Origin of the sequence: Parageobacillus thermoglucosidasius (assembly GCF_001295365.1) — a bacterium.
Classification (GTDB): domain Bacteria; phylum Bacillota; class Bacilli; order Bacillales; family Anoxybacillaceae; genus Parageobacillus; species Parageobacillus thermoglucosidasius.
On sequence record NZ_CP012712.1, the window covers coordinates 460,001 to 475,307 of the forward strand.

The following is a 15,307-nucleotide window of genomic DNA, read 5'->3' on the forward strand; positions in this document are numbered from 1 at the left end:
GAATTGCTTTTACCCCTTTCTTTTTACAACGTTTCCGGAACTCCTTCAGCATTTTGGCCATCACCGAAAAGCAAAACCACAAAATATGTTTCATAACATCCTGCTTGACAAGCATAAGATGATCACAGAAAAGCTCGCGGACAAAGGAGGGAACATCGTGAATTTTTTCTATGCATTAAATGGACGATCATTAAAAAACACGCTTATTGTCGTTTTATCGGCATTTTTTACGGCAATTATTTTATATGCCCAAGGAATGGATAACCCCGCACTTTCTCTTTCCACTGGTCCAAAAGCAATTTATAAAGTGAAAAAAAGCAAAGAAGAGATATCGTTAACTTTTGACATCAGCTGGGGAGATCAAAACGCTTTACATATTCTTGATGTATTAAAACAAAACGGCATAAAAAACGCGACATTTTTTTTATCCGCTTCTTGGGCTGAACGTCATCCGAATATCGTTAAACGAATTAAAGAAGACGGCCATGAAATTGGCAGCATGGGGTATAACTTCGTCAATTATACAGAGCTGGAAAGCGCAAAAATACGTCAAGATCTTATGCAAGCCAAGAAAATATTTGACACACTTGGAATAAAAGAAATCACATTACTGCGGCCTCCAAGCGGCAACTTCAACAAAAATGTATTAAAAATTGCCGATTCACTCGGTTATACCGTCGTTCATTGGAGTGTCGATTCAAAAGATTGGCTTAACCCTGGAGTTAAGAAGATCGTTGAAAATGTCGTTAACGACATGGAAGCAGGAGATATCGTTTTGCTCCACGCGTCAGATTCCGCCAACCAAACAGCAAAAGCACTTCCCAAAATCATCGAAGCAATGAAAAAAAGCGGTTACCGCAATGTCAGCGTTTCGCAACTGATCGCTAACGGGGAGGCAAACAGCCAAGAAATAAACTAAGACAAACCGATTTTCAGCGCGCAGACAACGAGGGAATCCCAAATTGCTGCTAAGAAAACGTGCTGCCTTTATCTTTTCAGCAAAAAAAGAACGGGAGGTGCATCCTCCCGATTATGACTTTGCAACACCAGTTAGTTTATGCAGTATAAGAAGCTGATAAGCGTTGCAAATTAATAATGGAAATAACATTAAATAAAGCCAATCTTTATCGTTAATGCGCAATGCCGGAAACCATTCGATCACCGTTACGACAACCATAAAAAACAGCGCCGGTATAAACGCTCCTCTATTCGTTTGGGCGCTTTTAACATAAGCAACAACAAGCCCAGCAACCAAAATAAATAAAGCGATTAGTATGTAGCCAACAACAGACTCTCCTTTCGCTGCAAACACTTGATAGCGGAAATACACTAAATCGAAAAGCACAAACAAAATCAACACAATCTGCACTGAATTCCAAAGAGAGGCAGAGCGGAATACTCCAAGCCCAAAGCGATGAATAGTTAAATAAGCGAAAAACCCCATTTGACTTATGATGCTAAAAATAAATCCGACACCGATGTGCCACATTAACACCGCCGCGAATTCCAATACGTCCATTCGCAAAAACAGCTTCTCATATTCCCCCCAGTTAAGTATAACGCCGATCACTGCTGTCGTTATACCGCCAATCGCCAATGTTGTTAAAAATAAACGCACCCATTTCCGGCTGTTCACAGCTCCATCCTCCATCGTTTTTTTCAAAATGATTCGCTTAAAATTTTACCAACCGCTTTGAAAAAAAGCCAGCTTGGAATACAGGGAATGCATATTTTTTTGACGGAAATTCATATTAAGGGTAAGGGATTTTTGCAGAAAGGAGCTTATTCACATATGAAAAAAAGCACATTGCTCCTCTTATTTAGTTATTTCCTTATCCTTGGCTCTTGCGCCCCCCAAGATATTAGCCCGCCTCCCCCAGATTATGACCAAACGAAAAAAATGGTCGTCGATATTTTAAAAACGGATGAGGGGAAAAAGGCGATTCAGGAAATTATGGCGGATGAAAAGGTGAAACAGCAATTAGTCATCGAGCAAGCTGTTGTCAAAGAAACACTCCAACAAGTGCTGACATCAGAAAAAGGCATAAAATTTTGGGAAAAAGCGATGCAAGATCCAAAGTTTGCTGAAAGCTTTGCCAAAAGTTTGAAAACGGAGCAAGAAAAAACGATCAAAGCATTAATGAAAGACCCTGAATATCAAGGGATGATGATAGATATTTTAAAAAATCCAGAAATGGAAAAAGCAATGACGGATGTGTTAAAAAGCAAACAATTCCGCCAACACCTTCAACAAGTCATCACAGAAACGCTGAACAGTCCTTTGTTTCAAGCAAAAATTCAAGACATATTGGTCAAATCGGCTGAAAACATACAACAAGAGACAAAAAAGCAAAATGAAGATCAAGATGAAACAAACAGCAATCAGTAAGAGAAACAAAAAAGCAATCAAGGAGCCACCTCATGCGAGATGTGCTCCTTCTTTCTTAGCACTTCTCCACAATTTTCCGCGCAATGTCCATATATATTTTGCCAATCGGATGATCTTCCGCATAAACCGAAGGAGCGAAATCGCTATCATTCCAATCCGGCTGCTGAAGCGGCAACTGCCCTAAAAGCTCTGTTTGCAATTCTTTAGCAAGCTTTTCGCCGCCGCCTTTCCCGAAAACGTATTCTCTTTCTCCTGTTTTTTTGCTCTCAAAATACGACATATTCTCAATGACGCCAATGATTTCATGCTCCGTGCGAAGCGCCATCGCCCCTGCGCGAGCCGCGACAAACGCTGCTGTCGGATGCGGGGTAGTGACAATGATTTCTTTGCACGACGGCAGCATCGTGTGCACATCCAGCGCAACGTCACCTGTTCCCGGAGGCAAATCTAATAATAAGTAATCTAAGTCGCCCCATTCGACTTCTTTGAAAAAGTTGTTTAACATTTTCCCCAACATTGGACCGCGCCAAATAACAGGGGCATTATCTTCGACGAAAAAGCCCATGGAAATGACTTTAACACCAAAGCGCTCAACCGGAATAATTTTGTCCCCGCGCACGGTTGGCCGTTCGACAATGCCCATCATATCAGGAACACTAAATCCATAAATATCGGCATCAACCAGTCCTACTTTTTTTCCAAGCCGGGCGAGAGAAATGGCAAGATTCACGGAAATCGTCGATTTTCCAACGCCGCCTTTTCCGCTGGCAATCGCAATGTACGTCGTTTTTGCCTTCTCCCCTTGATATTTTGCGACTACTTCTTCAGGAAGCTGGGCAAATCGCAAGCCGACTGAAGCGGCACCGGCATCTTTCAACAGCTGAACAATCGTTGTTTGCACGCGAAGCTGATCGGCTGTCCCTGTCTTTGCTAATGCGATTTTGACGCTAACGTGCTTTTTGTCTTCCTTGATTTTAATTTCTTGAATCGCGTTCGTTTCTTTGAACGTTTTGTTTAAAAACGGATCTTTAATATTTTCCAGCAATCCTTTAACATCGCTTTCGGTTAGCATCAATCATCACCAATCCTTATGTATTGCGTTTGATATTTTTACTATACCACATATAGCTATTGCACATCTATTATGTAAAAAAAAGGAAATCCTCTATTCGGGAGGATTTTTTTCATTGGAAAAATACCGCAAGACGCCTTTGTATACCGCTGCAGCCAGCTTTGTTTGATAACGATCGGAAGCCAGCAGCTCCCTTTCTTCCGGATGAGACAGAAAACCAACTTCGACAAGCGCACCTGGCTTTTTCGCATACTTCAGCAAATAAACCGTATCAATCCGTTTTGCAACACGATCCGTATTTTCCAAATTGCGCCGCAGTTCCGCTTGAATAAACTTCGCAAGACGCTCATTTTCTAACAGCGAACCGTAATAAAATGTTTGCGCTCCACGCCAACGCGGAGAAGGAATGGCATTAAGATGGATGCTAATAAATAAATCCGCCTCCGATTCATTAATCAACGCGACGCGCTTTCGCAAATCCTCTACTTTTCGCCGTCTGTAACCACGCGTGTCTTTATCAGCAAGGTCGCTATCCATCTCCCTTGTCATCAACACGAGCGCACCTTGCTGCTGCAAATAGTCACGCAATTTCTCCGCTACTTTCAGCGCCACTTCTTCTTCAACAACGTCACCGCCGACTGCTCCTCCGTCCGGTCCGCCATGGCCAGGGTCTAAAACGATAATCCTTCCTGAGAGCGGAAGATTCCATGATTTGGTTGAAGTCGTATTCGCAAAGATATATTGGAAAAGAACAATAACAATTATGGAACTCATGAGAGCGGCCAACCATTTTGTTTTCATTGCTTCTCCTCCTGCGTTTCCCCTTCTTTTATCTTATATGGGACAAGAGGCAAAAATAGAACTTTTTCAATGAAGTTTAAGACGGCGGCGCTTTTTTCCTTTTTCAAATCCTTCCATCCACCAATAAGCAATATAGTGTTCACACGCCAAATAAAGCGACTCATCCGCCAATCCGTCGCCGATGTTTCCCCAAAAGCAAAGAAAATCAAATAATGCATCAATCAAATATTTCTCTTCTTGGGCGCATCGCCGCTTAACAAATTCCGCTGGTTCTCCGTAATAACCAAACCGGCTGTAGTTGGCCCCAAGCAAATATGCTTCGATCGCGATATCAATGCATCCTTCTTCAATGACGGAGGAGAATGCGCGGTATATGCGATAAAGCGGACTAAAATGCTCTATTGCCTGCGTTTTCAGCCTTTCGAGAGACAACTCACGCAACATTTTTCGTTCATATAACATTTGTTTTTCCTGTTTCTTTTTTTTAAATGAAGTAATGACATTCATGTTCTTTCACGCTCCTTAGGATGTAGTTTTTAACGATTCATCCTAAACATGCGTGAAAGAAAAAGAAAAAAATCCCAACCGATATCGGCTGGGATTTGTGGAAAAATAGCATTAACGTTTCGAGAATTGTGGCGCGCGACGAGCACCTTTGAGACCGTATTTTTTGCGTTCTTTCACACGAGCATCGCGCGTTAATAAGCCTGCGCGTTTTAATATTGGGCGATAATCTGGATCTACTTGCAATAACGCGCGAGCGATTCCGTGGCGAATCGCGCCTGCTTGACCGGAGAATCCGCCGCCTTTAACGTTCACTAATACATCATAATTTCCCAACGTTTCCGTTAACACTAGCGGTTGTTTTACAATCTCGATCAATGCTTCTGACGGAATATAATCACGAATGTCGCGATCGTTAATCACAATGCGTCCGTCACCAGGAACTAGACGTACACGCGCGACAGAGGTTTTACGACGACCTGTGCCATAGTATTGTACTTGTGCCAAAATAATACCCTCCTTTTAACGATTATCCGCGAAGTTCATAAACTTCAGGCTTTTGTGCTTGATGTGGATGTTCGCTTCCGCGGTAAACGTGCAATTTTTTAAACATTTGGCGGCCTAAGCGACCTTTTGGAAGCATTCCGCGTACCGCTCTTTCCAGCATTTGTTCCGGATAATTTGTGCGCATTTCTAATGCTGTTCTCACTTTTAATCCGCCTGGATGCAAGCTATGACGGTAATATAATTTCTTTGTCAGTTTTTTTCCGGTCAGTTCGATTTTTTCCGCATTGATAATGATGACATGATCGCCGCAATCCACATGTGGCGTGAATGTTGGTTTATGTTTGCCGCGCAAAATGGCTGCTACTTCGCTTGCAAGGCGTCCTAACGTTTTGCCTGCAGCGTCGACAACATACCATTTACGTTCTACTTCATTCGGCTTTGCCATGTAAGTTGTGCGCATAAATGTCCCTCCTATAAATAAAAAATAAAACAAATGACATATTTATCCATTTATCTCAACACGATTATTTTCCGGGGCTAATCGTGGAAAAATACATACCATATGATATAATATCTCTTTAATATACCAATGTCAAGAAAATGTTACACCAGGATTAGTTGTCATAATATACTTTCCACAAATACAATCCTTGAGGCGGAGCCGTTTTCCCGGCAAACCGGCGGTCTTTTGCCGCCAAAGCGCTTGAAATGCTATCGACGCTCCGTTTTCCTTGTCCGACTTCCAAAATCGTTCCGACGATAATCCGCACCATATTGTATAAAAACCCATTGCCAATAAAGCGAAATTCCAGCAAATCATCACGCACCGTCATATCCGCTTTATAAATCGTCCGTACACGATCATCGACATCCGTCTTTGCCGAACAAAAGCTCGTAAAATCATGCGTCCCCTCTATTAGTCGCAATGCCCGCCCCATTGCTTCCATATCAAGCGGGTAAGGGTAATGATAGCAATAATGACGCAAAAATACGTCACGTTCTTGGGCAATTCGCACTTTATAGCGGTATTCTTTCGCCGTGGCGCTAAAACGAGCATGAAATGAAGGGGCAGCTTCTTGTGCATCTTTAATGACGATATCGTCAGGCAGCAAGGCGTTTAACGCTTTTTTCCATTGCTCCGGAGAAAGTGATAAAAACGTATCAAAATGAATTACCTGACCGTATGCATGAACGCCCGCATCCGTCCTTCCCGAAGCGGTGACGCGAATTGCCTTCCCTTTATGGATTTGTTCCAGCGCTTGTTCCAGCTCGCCTTGCACCGTTCGCTTGCCTGGCTGGATTTGGTAACCGAAAAAATGTGTGCCGTCATAAGAAAGCGTGCATTTTATCCGTTTGCTCATTTTCCCCCTCCCTGTTATGAACGCAGTATAAATAAAACAACCGCTAAAACTAATACCGCTGCTAAAAACGCGGTATCCGTCCATTTCCACACAAGCTGGCGAAATTTCGTTCGTCCTTCGCCGCCGCGGTAGCCGCGTGCTTCCATCGCTATCGCCAATTCTTCGGCACGTTTAAACGAACTGATAAACAACGGAACGAGCAAGGAGACGATCGCCTTGATCCTCTCGGAAAACGGCCCGCCTGTAAAGTCCACGCCGCGAGCGGTTTGCGCCTTTATAATTTTTTCCGTCTCTTCCATTAACGTCGGAATAAAACGAAGGGAAATAGACATCATTAACGCCAGCTCATGAACGGGAACGTGAACTTTTTTCAGCGGTCCAAGCAAACTTTCCACACCATCTGTTACTTCGATCGGCGTCGTTGTCAATGTTAACAATGTCGTAATCATAATGAGCAGAAGAAAGCGCAGGGAAATAAAAATCCCTTGTTTGACGCCGCTTTCGTAAATGGAAAATGAGCCGATCTGGTACAGCACATCCCCTTCTTTCGTCATGAAAATATGCAATAAGAAAGTAATCGCGACAATCCATATGATCGGTTTCAAGCCTTTTAGCACAAAGGAAAACGGGATGCGCGATAACGCTACTAGACTAAATGTAAATATCGATAAAACGGCATACGTGATGCTATTATTTGCCAAAAAAACGATAAATACGTATAAAAAGATGACGAGCAGCTTCGCGCGCGGGTCCATGCGGTGAATGACGGAATCGCCGGGTACATATTTGCCGATAATCATGCTATTCATCATGGGCGCTCACCTTGGAAAACAATTTTTGAATAGCGTCTACAGTCTCTTCGATCGTCAGACACGGAGACGGCACGGCAATCCCTAATTTTTTTTCCAATTCTTGTTTCAGCCGCACTGTCTCCGGTACATGGAGACCAATTTCCGCTAAAGCATCGCTATCTTGGAAAATTTGCTGCGGCGTTCCCGTTTTCCATACGGTCCCTTTATGCATGACGATCATATAATCTGCATACGCGGCAGCGTCTTCCATGCTATGGGTCACTAACACCGTCGTCAGCCGTTTTTCTTGATGAAGGCGGTAAAACATTTCCATAATTTCTTTGCGCCCGCGCGGATCTAAGCCAGCCGTCGGCTCGTCCAGCACAATCACATCAGGTTCCATCGCAAGCACTCCGGCAATGGCAACACGGCGCATTTGCCCGCCGCTTAAATCAAACGGAGACTTGGCTAACACGTCTTCCGGAAGCCCGACTAGCTTAATCAGCTCCCTTGCCTTCTTTTTTGCTTCTTCTTCGGGGATGCCGAAATTCATTGGCCCGAAACATATATCTTTCTCCACCGTTTCCTCAAATAGTTGGTGTTCCGGAAATTGAAAGACAATGCCAACTTTTTTGCGAAGCGGCTTTAAGTTCCGTTGCCGCTTTTTGTTTGTGATCGTTTGATTTCCTACTTTCACGATTCCGCTTGTCGGCTGGAGCAGCCCGTTTAAATGCTGGAGCAACGTTGATTTTCCTGAGCCAGTATGCCCAATAACCGCCACGTAAGAACCGCTTTCAATCATGATGTCCACGTCATATAACGCTCGGCGGGCAAACGGTGAGTTGGCATTATATACATGTTCTACCTTTTCAAATATAATGTCCATAATTCTTCCACCAACTCCTCTATCGTGAAGTAGCTTGAAGATAACGGGATGCCGCGCTGCTTTAGCCGTTCTCTTACTTTTACCGCAAACGGCAAATCTAAACCAATTCGTTCTAGTTTTGTTCCAAGCGCAAAAATTTGTTTCGGCGTTCCTTCTGCCATCATCTCCCCTTTATTCATGACAATAACGCGGTCGGCTTTGGCAACTTCCTCTAAATCATGGGTGATGGATAGCACGGTGATGCGTTGTTTTTTGTTTAAATTGCGAACCGTATCTAATACTTCCTGCCTTCCTTTCGGATCAAGCATCGAGGTTGCCTCATCTAAAATGATGAGATCAGGCCGCAATGCGAGGATGCCCGCGATCGCGACGCGCTGCTTTTGGCCGCCGGAAAGGTGATGCGGTTCATGATGCAAAAACTCTTCCATCTGCACTTGGCGAATCGCTTCATGCACTCTTTTTACCATTTCATCGCGGGGAATTCCATTGTTTTCGAGAGCAAAAGCGACGTCATCTTCCACCGTCGTTCCGACAAACTGGTTATCGGGATTTTGAAACACCATGCCAATGCGGCGGCGGATTTCCCAGACCGTCTGTTCATCGAGCACATGGTGAAACAGTTTAATCACACCGCTTTCCGGCTTTAGCAATCCGATCAATAACTTCGCAATCGTTGATTTTCCCGACCCATTGTGCCCGACAATCGCCAGCCATTCCCCGCGCTTCACTTGAAAAGTAACGTTTTGCACCGCATAATCCGATTGATTGGGATAACGGAAATATAGTTTTTCTACTGATAAAATGGTATCTTCCATCCTTTTCTTCCCCTTGCCTCTAAAACATTCTCATCTCTACTCTACTACAAAAAGGGAAAATAAAAAAAGGGCATAGATCCAGTTCAAAACAAACTGTCTCGCCCTTGTTAGTCAACCGAATCGTTTTACACTAATTCGATAATCACCATTGGTGCCCCATCGCCGCGACGAGGGCCAAGTTTCATAATGCGAGTGTAGCCGCCTTGGCGGTCTTGATAACGCGGTGCAATATCGCTAAATAGCTTTTGCAGCGCGTCTTGACCTGTTTCGTTATTGGCTACTTCTTTGCGGATAAATGCAGCAGCTTGGCGGCGTGCATGCAAATCACCGCGTTTGCCAAGCGTAATCATTTTTTCGACAACAGAACGCAATTCTTTCGCACGAGCCTCTGTTGTTTCAATACGCTCATTAATGATTAAATCAGTTGCTAAATCACGAAGCAATGCCTTGCGCTGAGCGCTTGTACGTCCTAATTTTCTATATGACATGAAAGTGTCCCTCCTTTTTACCATTTTTACTGCATATTCTATTTCTATAAAAGTCAGCAACGTTCATGTGTCCTAGTAACATGAAAATACTAGTTAAACAAACGTTAACTAGTCATCTTTGCGCAAACTGAGACCGAGTTCCGCAAGTTTTGCTTTCACTTCTTCGAGAGATTTGCGACCGAGGTTACGCACTTTCATCATATCTTCTTCCGTTTTTTGCGTAAGCTCCTGAACGGTGTTAATGCCAGCGCGTTTCAAACAGTTGTAGGAACGGACAGAAAGATCAAGTTCTTCGATCGTCATTTCCAGCACTTTTTCTTTTTGATCTTCCTCTTTTTCTACCATGATTTCTGCATTTTGCGCTTCATCTGTCAGGCTGACGAAAATATTCAAGTGTTCCGTTAAAATTTTTGCGCCGAGAGCAATCGCTTCTTTCGGTCCAATGCTCCCATCTGTCCACACATCTATCGTTAACTTATCATAGTCCGTCACTTGACCGACACGCGTATTTTCCACTTGATAGGCAACGCGTGAAACAGGTGTGTAAATCGAATCGATAGGGATAACGCCTATTGGCTGATCTTCTCGTTTGTTGGCCTCAGCTGGAACATACCCACGCCCTCGTTTTGCCGTCATTCTCATGCGTAAGCGGCCGCCTTCTGCTAACGTAGCAATATGAAGGTCTGGGTTTAAAATTTCCACATCGCTGTCGTGAGTAATATCGGCAGCTGTGACAACCCCTTCGCCCTGTGCATCAATTTCCAGCGTTTTTTCTTCGTCCGAATAAATTTTCAATGCTAATTTTTTTATATTTAAAATGATCGCTGTCACATCTTCCACGACGCCATCAATTGTTGAGAACTCATGCAGCACGCCATCTATTTGCACCGATGTCACAGCAGCGCCAGGGAGTGAAGATAATAGGATACGACGCAAGGAGTTACCCAAAGTTGTTCCATATCCACGCTCAAGCGGTTCGACGACGAATTTGCCATATTTGGCATCTTCGCTGATTTCAACCGTTTCAATTCTCGGTTTTTCAATTTCAATCATTAGTTATTATACCCTCCTTCAAAACGTCGAAACCCCGACCAAACGATACACGCCTAATCGAAATTCCCCCATGAATAAGTTCCCAAATGTGCGAATGGCTACACCATGTTTCCCTGTAACTTATATCATATTCCATTATTGACAAGGACACAAATTCTAATACAGGGTATTACACACGACGACGTTTTGGCGGACGGCATCCATTATGCGGGATAGGAGTTACGTCTTTAATTGCTGTTATTTCCAACCCAGCTGCTTGCAACGCGCGAATCGCTGCCTCACGACCAGCACCAGGGCCTTTCACGTTCACCTCTACCGTTTTCATTCCATGTTCCATAGACGCTTTTGCGGCCGCTTCTGCTGCCATTTGTGCTGCAAATGGCGTCGATTTACGAGAGCCTTTAAAACCTAATGCTCCAGCGCTGGACCAAGCAATCGTGTTACCATGAACGTCGGTAATCGTTACGATCGTATTGTTGAATGTGGAACGGATATGCGCGATACCAGTCTCAATATTTTTTCTTACACGGCGTTTGCGTGTATTTGTTTTACGTGCCATTCGTGGAATTACCTCCTTTGCTTAATTATTTTTTCTTGTTCGCTACTGTACGGCGTGGGCCTTTGCGTGTACGAGCATTGTTTTTCGTATTTTGACCGCGAACTGGCAAGCCGCGACGATGGCGAAGACCACGGTAGCATCCTATTTCGATTAAGCGTTTAATATTCAGTGATACTTCGCGGCGAAGATCTCCTTCCACTTTCAAGCGGCTGACGATCTCGCGAATTCTTCCAAGCTCTTCTTCCGTCAAATCACGAACGCGAGTATCTTCGGAAACGCCAGCCTCCGCTAAGATTTTCTTTGCAGTAGATTTTCCAATTCCATAGATATATGTTAGCGAAATGACTACACGTTTGTCACGAGGAATATCCACACCTGCAATACGTGCCATATTACTATACACCTCCTTGAAGATTACCCTTGTCTTTGTTTATGTTTTGGATTTTCGCAAATTACCATAACTTTGCCGCGTCTGCGAATAACTTTACATTTTTCGCATATTGGTTTTACAGATGGTCTTACTTTCATGCCTTTTACCTCCTTGTGAATGCGGAGTATTCGTTTATTTATAGCGATACGTGATTCGACCGCGAGTTAAATCGTACGGAGATAATTCTACCGTAACTTTGTCTCCAGGTAAAATCCGAATGAAATGCATGCGAATTTTACCAGAAACATGTGCCAATACCGTATGGCCGTTTTCTAATTCGACACGGAACATAGCGTTTGGCAATGTTTCGACAACGGTGCCTTCCACTTCAATTACATCGTCTTTAGCCATCGAGCGGCTCTCCCTCCTTCGAATGAGTAACATGGACAACAATACAGCGCATGTGACATTTTCCAATGGTTACACGACCAGTATTCATCACGATTATATTAGAGGGTGGTTAAAATTTCATAGCCGTTTTCTGTAATAGCGATCGTATGCTCAAAATGTGCGCACATTTTCCCGTCTACTGTAACAACTGTCCAGTTATCAGCAAGTGTTTTCACATAACGGCTTCCCGCATTGACCATCGGTTCAACGCACAGCGTCATTCCCGGTTTCAAACGCGGCCCTTTATTTGGCGGGCCATAATGCGGTACTTGCGGGTCTTCATGTAAGTTTTGACCAATTCCGTGTCCGACATACTCACGAACAATCGAAAAATGATGGGATTCCACATATGTTTGTATCGCATGAGAAATATTGGTCAAACGGGCACCTGGTTTTGCTTCTTCTAATCCTATATATAAAGATTTTTCCGTTACTTCAAGCAGTTTTTTCGTTTCTTCCGCAATCTCCCCAACAGGATACGTCCATGCGGAGTCGGCGTGATAGCCGTTATATTGGGCGCCGACATCAATGCTAATAATATCGCCTTCCTTTAACACCCGGTCGCCGGGAATCCCGTGGACAAGCTCTTCGTTCACCGAAGTGCAGATGCTTCCTGGGAATCCGTTATATCCTTTAAACGAAGGAATGGCGCCATGTTTCCGGATGACGGCTTCGGCGATCTGATCCAATTCTTTTGTCGTAATTCCCGGACGAATATGTTTTTCTAACTCTTGGCGAGTTAAAGCAACGATTTTTCCTGCCTCGCGCATGATTTCAATTTCACGCGGAGTTTTGCAAATAATCATTATTGTAAGCCTCCAAGAAGTTCGCGAATGTCCGCAAATACCTTTTCAATGTCCTGCTGTCCGTCAATGTGGCGCAAATACCCTTTCTTTTCGTAAAACTCAAGCAATGGCTGCATTTGTTTTACGTTCACTTCCAAGCGATTGGCCACCGTTTCCTCATTGTCATCCGCACGCTGGTACAGCTCACCGCCGCATTTGTCGCAAACACCAGAGTTTGCTGGCGGATTAAACACGAGATGATACGTCGCGCCGCAGTTTTTGCAAATTCGTCTTCCCGTCAGGCGTTCCATTAAAATGTCTTTGTCGACTTGAATATGAATGACATAGTCGATCGAACGGGTTAATTCAGCAAGAATGTTTTCCAGCGCTTCCGCTTGGGCAACCGTCCGCGGAAACCCGTCGAGCAAAAATCCTTTCTGGCAGTCATCTTTACTTAAACGTTCGCGGACGATACCGATCGTCACTTCATCCGGAACAAGATCGCCGCGATCCATATATTCTTTTGCTTGCAAACCTAACGGCGTCCCTTCTTTAATAGCGGCGCGGAACATATCACCAGTCGAAATATGTGGAATCCCATATGTTTCAACGATTTTCTCCGCTTGAGTGCCTTTTCCCGCGCCAGGCAATCCCATCAATACTAAGTTCATCCTCGCTCCCCCTCAGCTCTACAGAGGTAAGGGACAATAGCACCTAACCCCTTTATTTAATAAATCCTTTGTAATGACGTTTCACAAGCTGACTTTCAAGCTGTTTCATTGTCTCAAGCGCAACACCGACAACAATGAGCAAACTTGTTCCACCGATTCGAGCAGAAGATGGCAAATTAGCGAATTTCACAAAGAACACGGGAAGAATCGCAACAGCTGCCAAAAATAACGAACCGACAAACGTAAGCCGGTAAAGAATTTTTGTCACATATTCTTGCGTATTTTTTCCTGGACGTATTCCTGGGATGTAGCCACCTTGTTTTTTCAAATTGTCCGCCATTTGTTCCGGATTGACTTGAACAAAAGCGTAGAAATACGTAAACGCAATAATGAGCACGACATAAATAACCATGCCAACTGGCTGTGTATAATCAAACGTATTCCGAATCCACAATGTTACATCATTCGAACCAAAAAACGATGCAATTGTCGGTGGAGCAATAATAAACGACACAGCAAAAATAACCGGAATCACTCCCGCCGGATTTACTTTCAGCGGCAAGTGAGTGGAATGCCCGCCAACCGGGCTGCGTCCTTCAAGCCGTTTTGCGTATTGAATCGGAATTTTCCGGAACGCTTGCTGAATGTAAATCACGCCAACGATAACGACAACCACCGCTGCCGCAAGAAGCAGAAGCATAGCAATTCGCAAAAACAAATCATCGCCGGCGTTTTCAAACTGCTGCGCGTAAATTTGGTTTAACACAGTAGGGATACCAGAAACGATCCCGGCAAAAATAATGATCGAAATGCCGTTTCCGACACCCTTGGCGGTAATCAGTTCACCTAGCCACATTAAAAATGCGGTTCCGGCTGTTAACACCGTCGCAATTAATAAATAGGTCGGTATGCTTGGATTTTTTATGAGCATTCCTGAAGCTAGGTTGTTAAAGCCATATGACATTCCGAGCGCCTGTATAAAACCTAAAACGACCGTAAAATAGCGGGTAAACTGAGCTAATTTACGTCGTCCAACCTCGCCTTGCTTCGACCATTCCGTAAATTTAGGGACAACATCCATCTGCAAAAGCTGCACGATGATGGATGCTGTAATATAAGGCATGACGCCCATCGCAAAAATCGAGAAGTTTTGCAGCGCCCCGCCGCCAAATATGTTCAGAACGCCGAAAGCGTTCATTTGATCTTGCACTTTTAACACATCGGCGTTTACATTCGGCACAGGGATAAATGTTCCAATACGAAACACAATAAGCATAAGAAGAGTAAAGATAATTTTTTTTCTTATATCACCGACGCGCATAAAGTTGGAGATTGTCCGAAACATTAAATCACCTCAGTTTTACCGCCAGCAGCTTCAATTGCCTCTTTCGCCGAAGAAGAGAATTTATGGGCTTTTACCGTCAGCTTTTTCTCAATTTGGCCTTTACCTAAAATTTTCACACCCGATTTTAGTTTGCTGATAACTCCTGTTTCAAGCAGCAGTTCAGGTGTTACTTCCGTTCCGTCCTCAAAACGGTTTAACTTTTCAAGGTTAACAATCGCATACTCCTTACGATTGATGTTGGTAAATCCGCGTTTTGGAAGGCGACGGAACAAAGGCGTTTGGCCACCTTCAAAACCGAGGCGTACACCTCCACCAGAACGAGCATTTTGACCTTTTTGACCTCTGCCAGACGTTTTGCCTTTGCCAGAACCGATACCGCGACCAACGCGAGTGCGTTCTTTGCGGGAACCTGGCGCTGGCTGTAGTTCATGAAGTTTCATCACGAAGCACCTCCTTATAT

22 protein-coding genes are annotated in these 15,307 nt (G+C 44.0%); 2 read left to right on the forward strand and 20 right to left on the reverse strand.

Translation table 11 applies throughout. From position 1 onward, the window contains the following. The first annotated feature begins 157 nt into the window (after positions 1 to 157). On the forward strand, positions 158 to 919 hold the full coding sequence (pdaB, locus tag AOT13_RS02215; RefSeq protein ID WP_013876112.1) for a polysaccharide deacetylase family sporulation protein PdaB: 762 nt from the start codon (positions 158 to 160) through the stop codon (positions 917 to 919). Between the two features lie 111 nt (positions 920 to 1,030). Here pdaB and AOT13_RS02220 read toward each other — a convergent pair whose 3' ends face one another. Beyond that, entirely contained in the window at positions 1,031 to 1,636 is a 606-nt protein-coding gene (locus tag AOT13_RS02220) for a KinB-signaling pathway activation protein (RefSeq protein ID WP_042385676.1), read from the reverse strand. Between the two features lie 156 nt (positions 1,637 to 1,792). Here AOT13_RS02220 and gerD point away from each other — a divergent pair, with 156 nt between their 5' ends. Beyond that, positions 1,793 to 2,389 carry a spore germination lipoprotein GerD gene (gene gerD, locus AOT13_RS02225; RefSeq protein ID WP_013399830.1) on the forward strand — a complete coding sequence of 199 codons (597 nt, stop codon included), beginning with the start codon at positions 1,793 to 1,795 and terminating at the stop codon, positions 2,387 to 2,389. Positions 2,390 to 2,444: 55 nt separating this feature from the next. Here gerD and AOT13_RS02230 read toward each other — a convergent pair whose 3' ends face one another. The 19 genes from AOT13_RS02230 to rplO form a co-directional block, all read right to left on the reverse strand. Further along, a complete protein-coding gene (locus AOT13_RS02230; protein ID WP_003247636.1) occupies positions 2,445 to 3,461 on the reverse strand; it encodes an Mrp/NBP35 family ATP-binding protein in 1,017 nt (338 codons plus the stop codon). A gap of 93 nt (positions 3,462 to 3,554) precedes the next feature. After that, complete coding sequence (gene cwlD / locus AOT13_RS02235) at positions 3,555 to 4,262, reverse strand: N-acetylmuramoyl-L-alanine amidase CwlD (protein WP_003247635.1); 708 nt, start codon at positions 4,260 to 4,262, stop codon at positions 3,555 to 3,557. Between the two features lie 66 nt (positions 4,263 to 4,328). Continuing rightward, a complete protein-coding gene (locus tag AOT13_RS02240; RefSeq protein ID WP_003247634.1) occupies positions 4,329 to 4,769 on the reverse strand; it encodes a YbaK family protein in 441 nt (146 codons plus the stop codon). 111 nt (positions 4,770 to 4,880) lie between these two features. Continuing rightward, the gene (gene rpsI, locus AOT13_RS02245; protein WP_003247633.1) at positions 4,881 to 5,273 is read right to left on the reverse strand and encodes a 30S ribosomal protein S9; all 393 of its coding nucleotides are present in this window, start codon (positions 5,271 to 5,273) and stop codon (positions 4,881 to 4,883) included. A gap of 22 nt (positions 5,274 to 5,295) precedes the next feature. Further along, positions 5,296 to 5,733: a 50S ribosomal protein L13 gene (rplM, locus tag AOT13_RS02250; RefSeq protein ID WP_003247632.1), complete on the reverse strand. Its 438-nt coding sequence runs from the start codon at positions 5,731 to 5,733 to the stop codon at positions 5,296 to 5,298. A gap of 154 nt (positions 5,734 to 5,887) precedes the next feature. Next, positions 5,888 to 6,634: a tRNA pseudouridine(38-40) synthase TruA gene (gene truA / locus AOT13_RS02255; protein WP_003247630.1), complete on the reverse strand. Its 747-nt coding sequence runs from the start codon at positions 6,632 to 6,634 to the stop codon at positions 5,888 to 5,890. Positions 6,635 to 6,648: 14 nt separating this feature from the next. After that, entirely contained in the window at positions 6,649 to 7,446 is a 798-nt protein-coding gene (locus AOT13_RS02260; RefSeq protein WP_035501670.1) for an energy-coupling factor transporter transmembrane component T family protein, read from the reverse strand. Then, positions 7,436 to 8,311: an energy-coupling factor ABC transporter ATP-binding protein gene (locus tag AOT13_RS02265; protein WP_013399828.1), complete on the reverse strand. Its 876-nt coding sequence runs from the start codon at positions 8,309 to 8,311 to the stop codon at positions 7,436 to 7,438. The genes AOT13_RS02260 and AOT13_RS02265 overlap by 11 nt, the downstream gene beginning before the upstream one ends. Beyond that, positions 8,287 to 9,126: an energy-coupling factor ABC transporter ATP-binding protein gene (locus tag AOT13_RS02270; protein WP_003247624.1), complete on the reverse strand. Its 840-nt coding sequence runs from the start codon at positions 9,124 to 9,126 to the stop codon at positions 8,287 to 8,289. The genes AOT13_RS02265 and AOT13_RS02270 overlap by 25 nt, the downstream gene beginning before the upstream one ends. A 125-nt stretch (positions 9,127 to 9,251) precedes the next feature. Beyond that, the gene (gene rplQ / locus AOT13_RS02275; RefSeq protein WP_003247623.1) at positions 9,252 to 9,614 is read right to left on the reverse strand and encodes a 50S ribosomal protein L17; all 363 of its coding nucleotides are present in this window, start codon (positions 9,612 to 9,614) and stop codon (positions 9,252 to 9,254) included. Positions 9,615 to 9,722: 108 nt separating this feature from the next. Beyond that, entirely contained in the window at positions 9,723 to 10,667 is a 945-nt protein-coding gene (locus AOT13_RS02280) for a DNA-directed RNA polymerase subunit alpha (protein ID WP_003247622.1), read from the reverse strand. A gap of 169 nt (positions 10,668 to 10,836) precedes the next feature. Then, the gene (gene rpsK / locus AOT13_RS02285; RefSeq protein WP_003247621.1) at positions 10,837 to 11,226 is read right to left on the reverse strand and encodes a 30S ribosomal protein S11; all 390 of its coding nucleotides are present in this window, start codon (positions 11,224 to 11,226) and stop codon (positions 10,837 to 10,839) included. A 25-nt stretch (positions 11,227 to 11,251) separates the two neighbouring features. Further along, complete coding sequence (gene rpsM / locus AOT13_RS02290) at positions 11,252 to 11,617, reverse strand: 30S ribosomal protein S13 (RefSeq protein ID WP_003247620.1); 366 nt, start codon at positions 11,615 to 11,617, stop codon at positions 11,252 to 11,254. A gap of 23 nt (positions 11,618 to 11,640) precedes the next feature. Then, the gene (rpmJ, locus tag AOT13_RS02295; RefSeq protein WP_003247619.1) at positions 11,641 to 11,754 is read right to left on the reverse strand and encodes a 50S ribosomal protein L36; all 114 of its coding nucleotides are present in this window, start codon (positions 11,752 to 11,754) and stop codon (positions 11,641 to 11,643) included. 34 nt (positions 11,755 to 11,788) lie between these two features. Further along, a complete protein-coding gene (gene infA / locus AOT13_RS02300) occupies positions 11,789 to 12,007 on the reverse strand; it encodes a translation initiation factor IF-1 (protein ID WP_003247618.1) in 219 nt (72 codons plus the stop codon). A 98-nt stretch (positions 12,008 to 12,105) separates the two neighbouring features. Next, positions 12,106 to 12,852: a type I methionyl aminopeptidase gene (gene map / locus AOT13_RS02305; RefSeq protein WP_003247617.1), complete on the reverse strand. Its 747-nt coding sequence runs from the start codon at positions 12,850 to 12,852 to the stop codon at positions 12,106 to 12,108. Continuing rightward, complete coding sequence (locus AOT13_RS02310; protein WP_042385673.1) at positions 12,852 to 13,502, reverse strand: adenylate kinase; 651 nt, start codon at positions 13,500 to 13,502, stop codon at positions 12,852 to 12,854. Before AOT13_RS02310 ends, map begins: the two co-directional genes overlap by 1 nt. Positions 13,503 to 13,554: 52 nt before the next feature. Continuing rightward, positions 13,555 to 14,847: a preprotein translocase subunit SecY gene (secY, locus tag AOT13_RS02315; protein WP_003247612.1), complete on the reverse strand. Its 1,293-nt coding sequence runs from the start codon at positions 14,845 to 14,847 to the stop codon at positions 13,555 to 13,557. Continuing rightward, positions 14,847 to 15,287 carry a 50S ribosomal protein L15 gene (gene rplO, locus AOT13_RS02320; RefSeq protein ID WP_003247610.1) on the reverse strand — a complete coding sequence of 147 codons (441 nt, stop codon included), beginning with the start codon at positions 15,285 to 15,287 and terminating at the stop codon, positions 14,847 to 14,849. The genes secY and rplO overlap by 1 nt, the downstream gene beginning before the upstream one ends. Between the last annotated feature and the right edge of the window lie 20 nt (positions 15,288 to 15,307).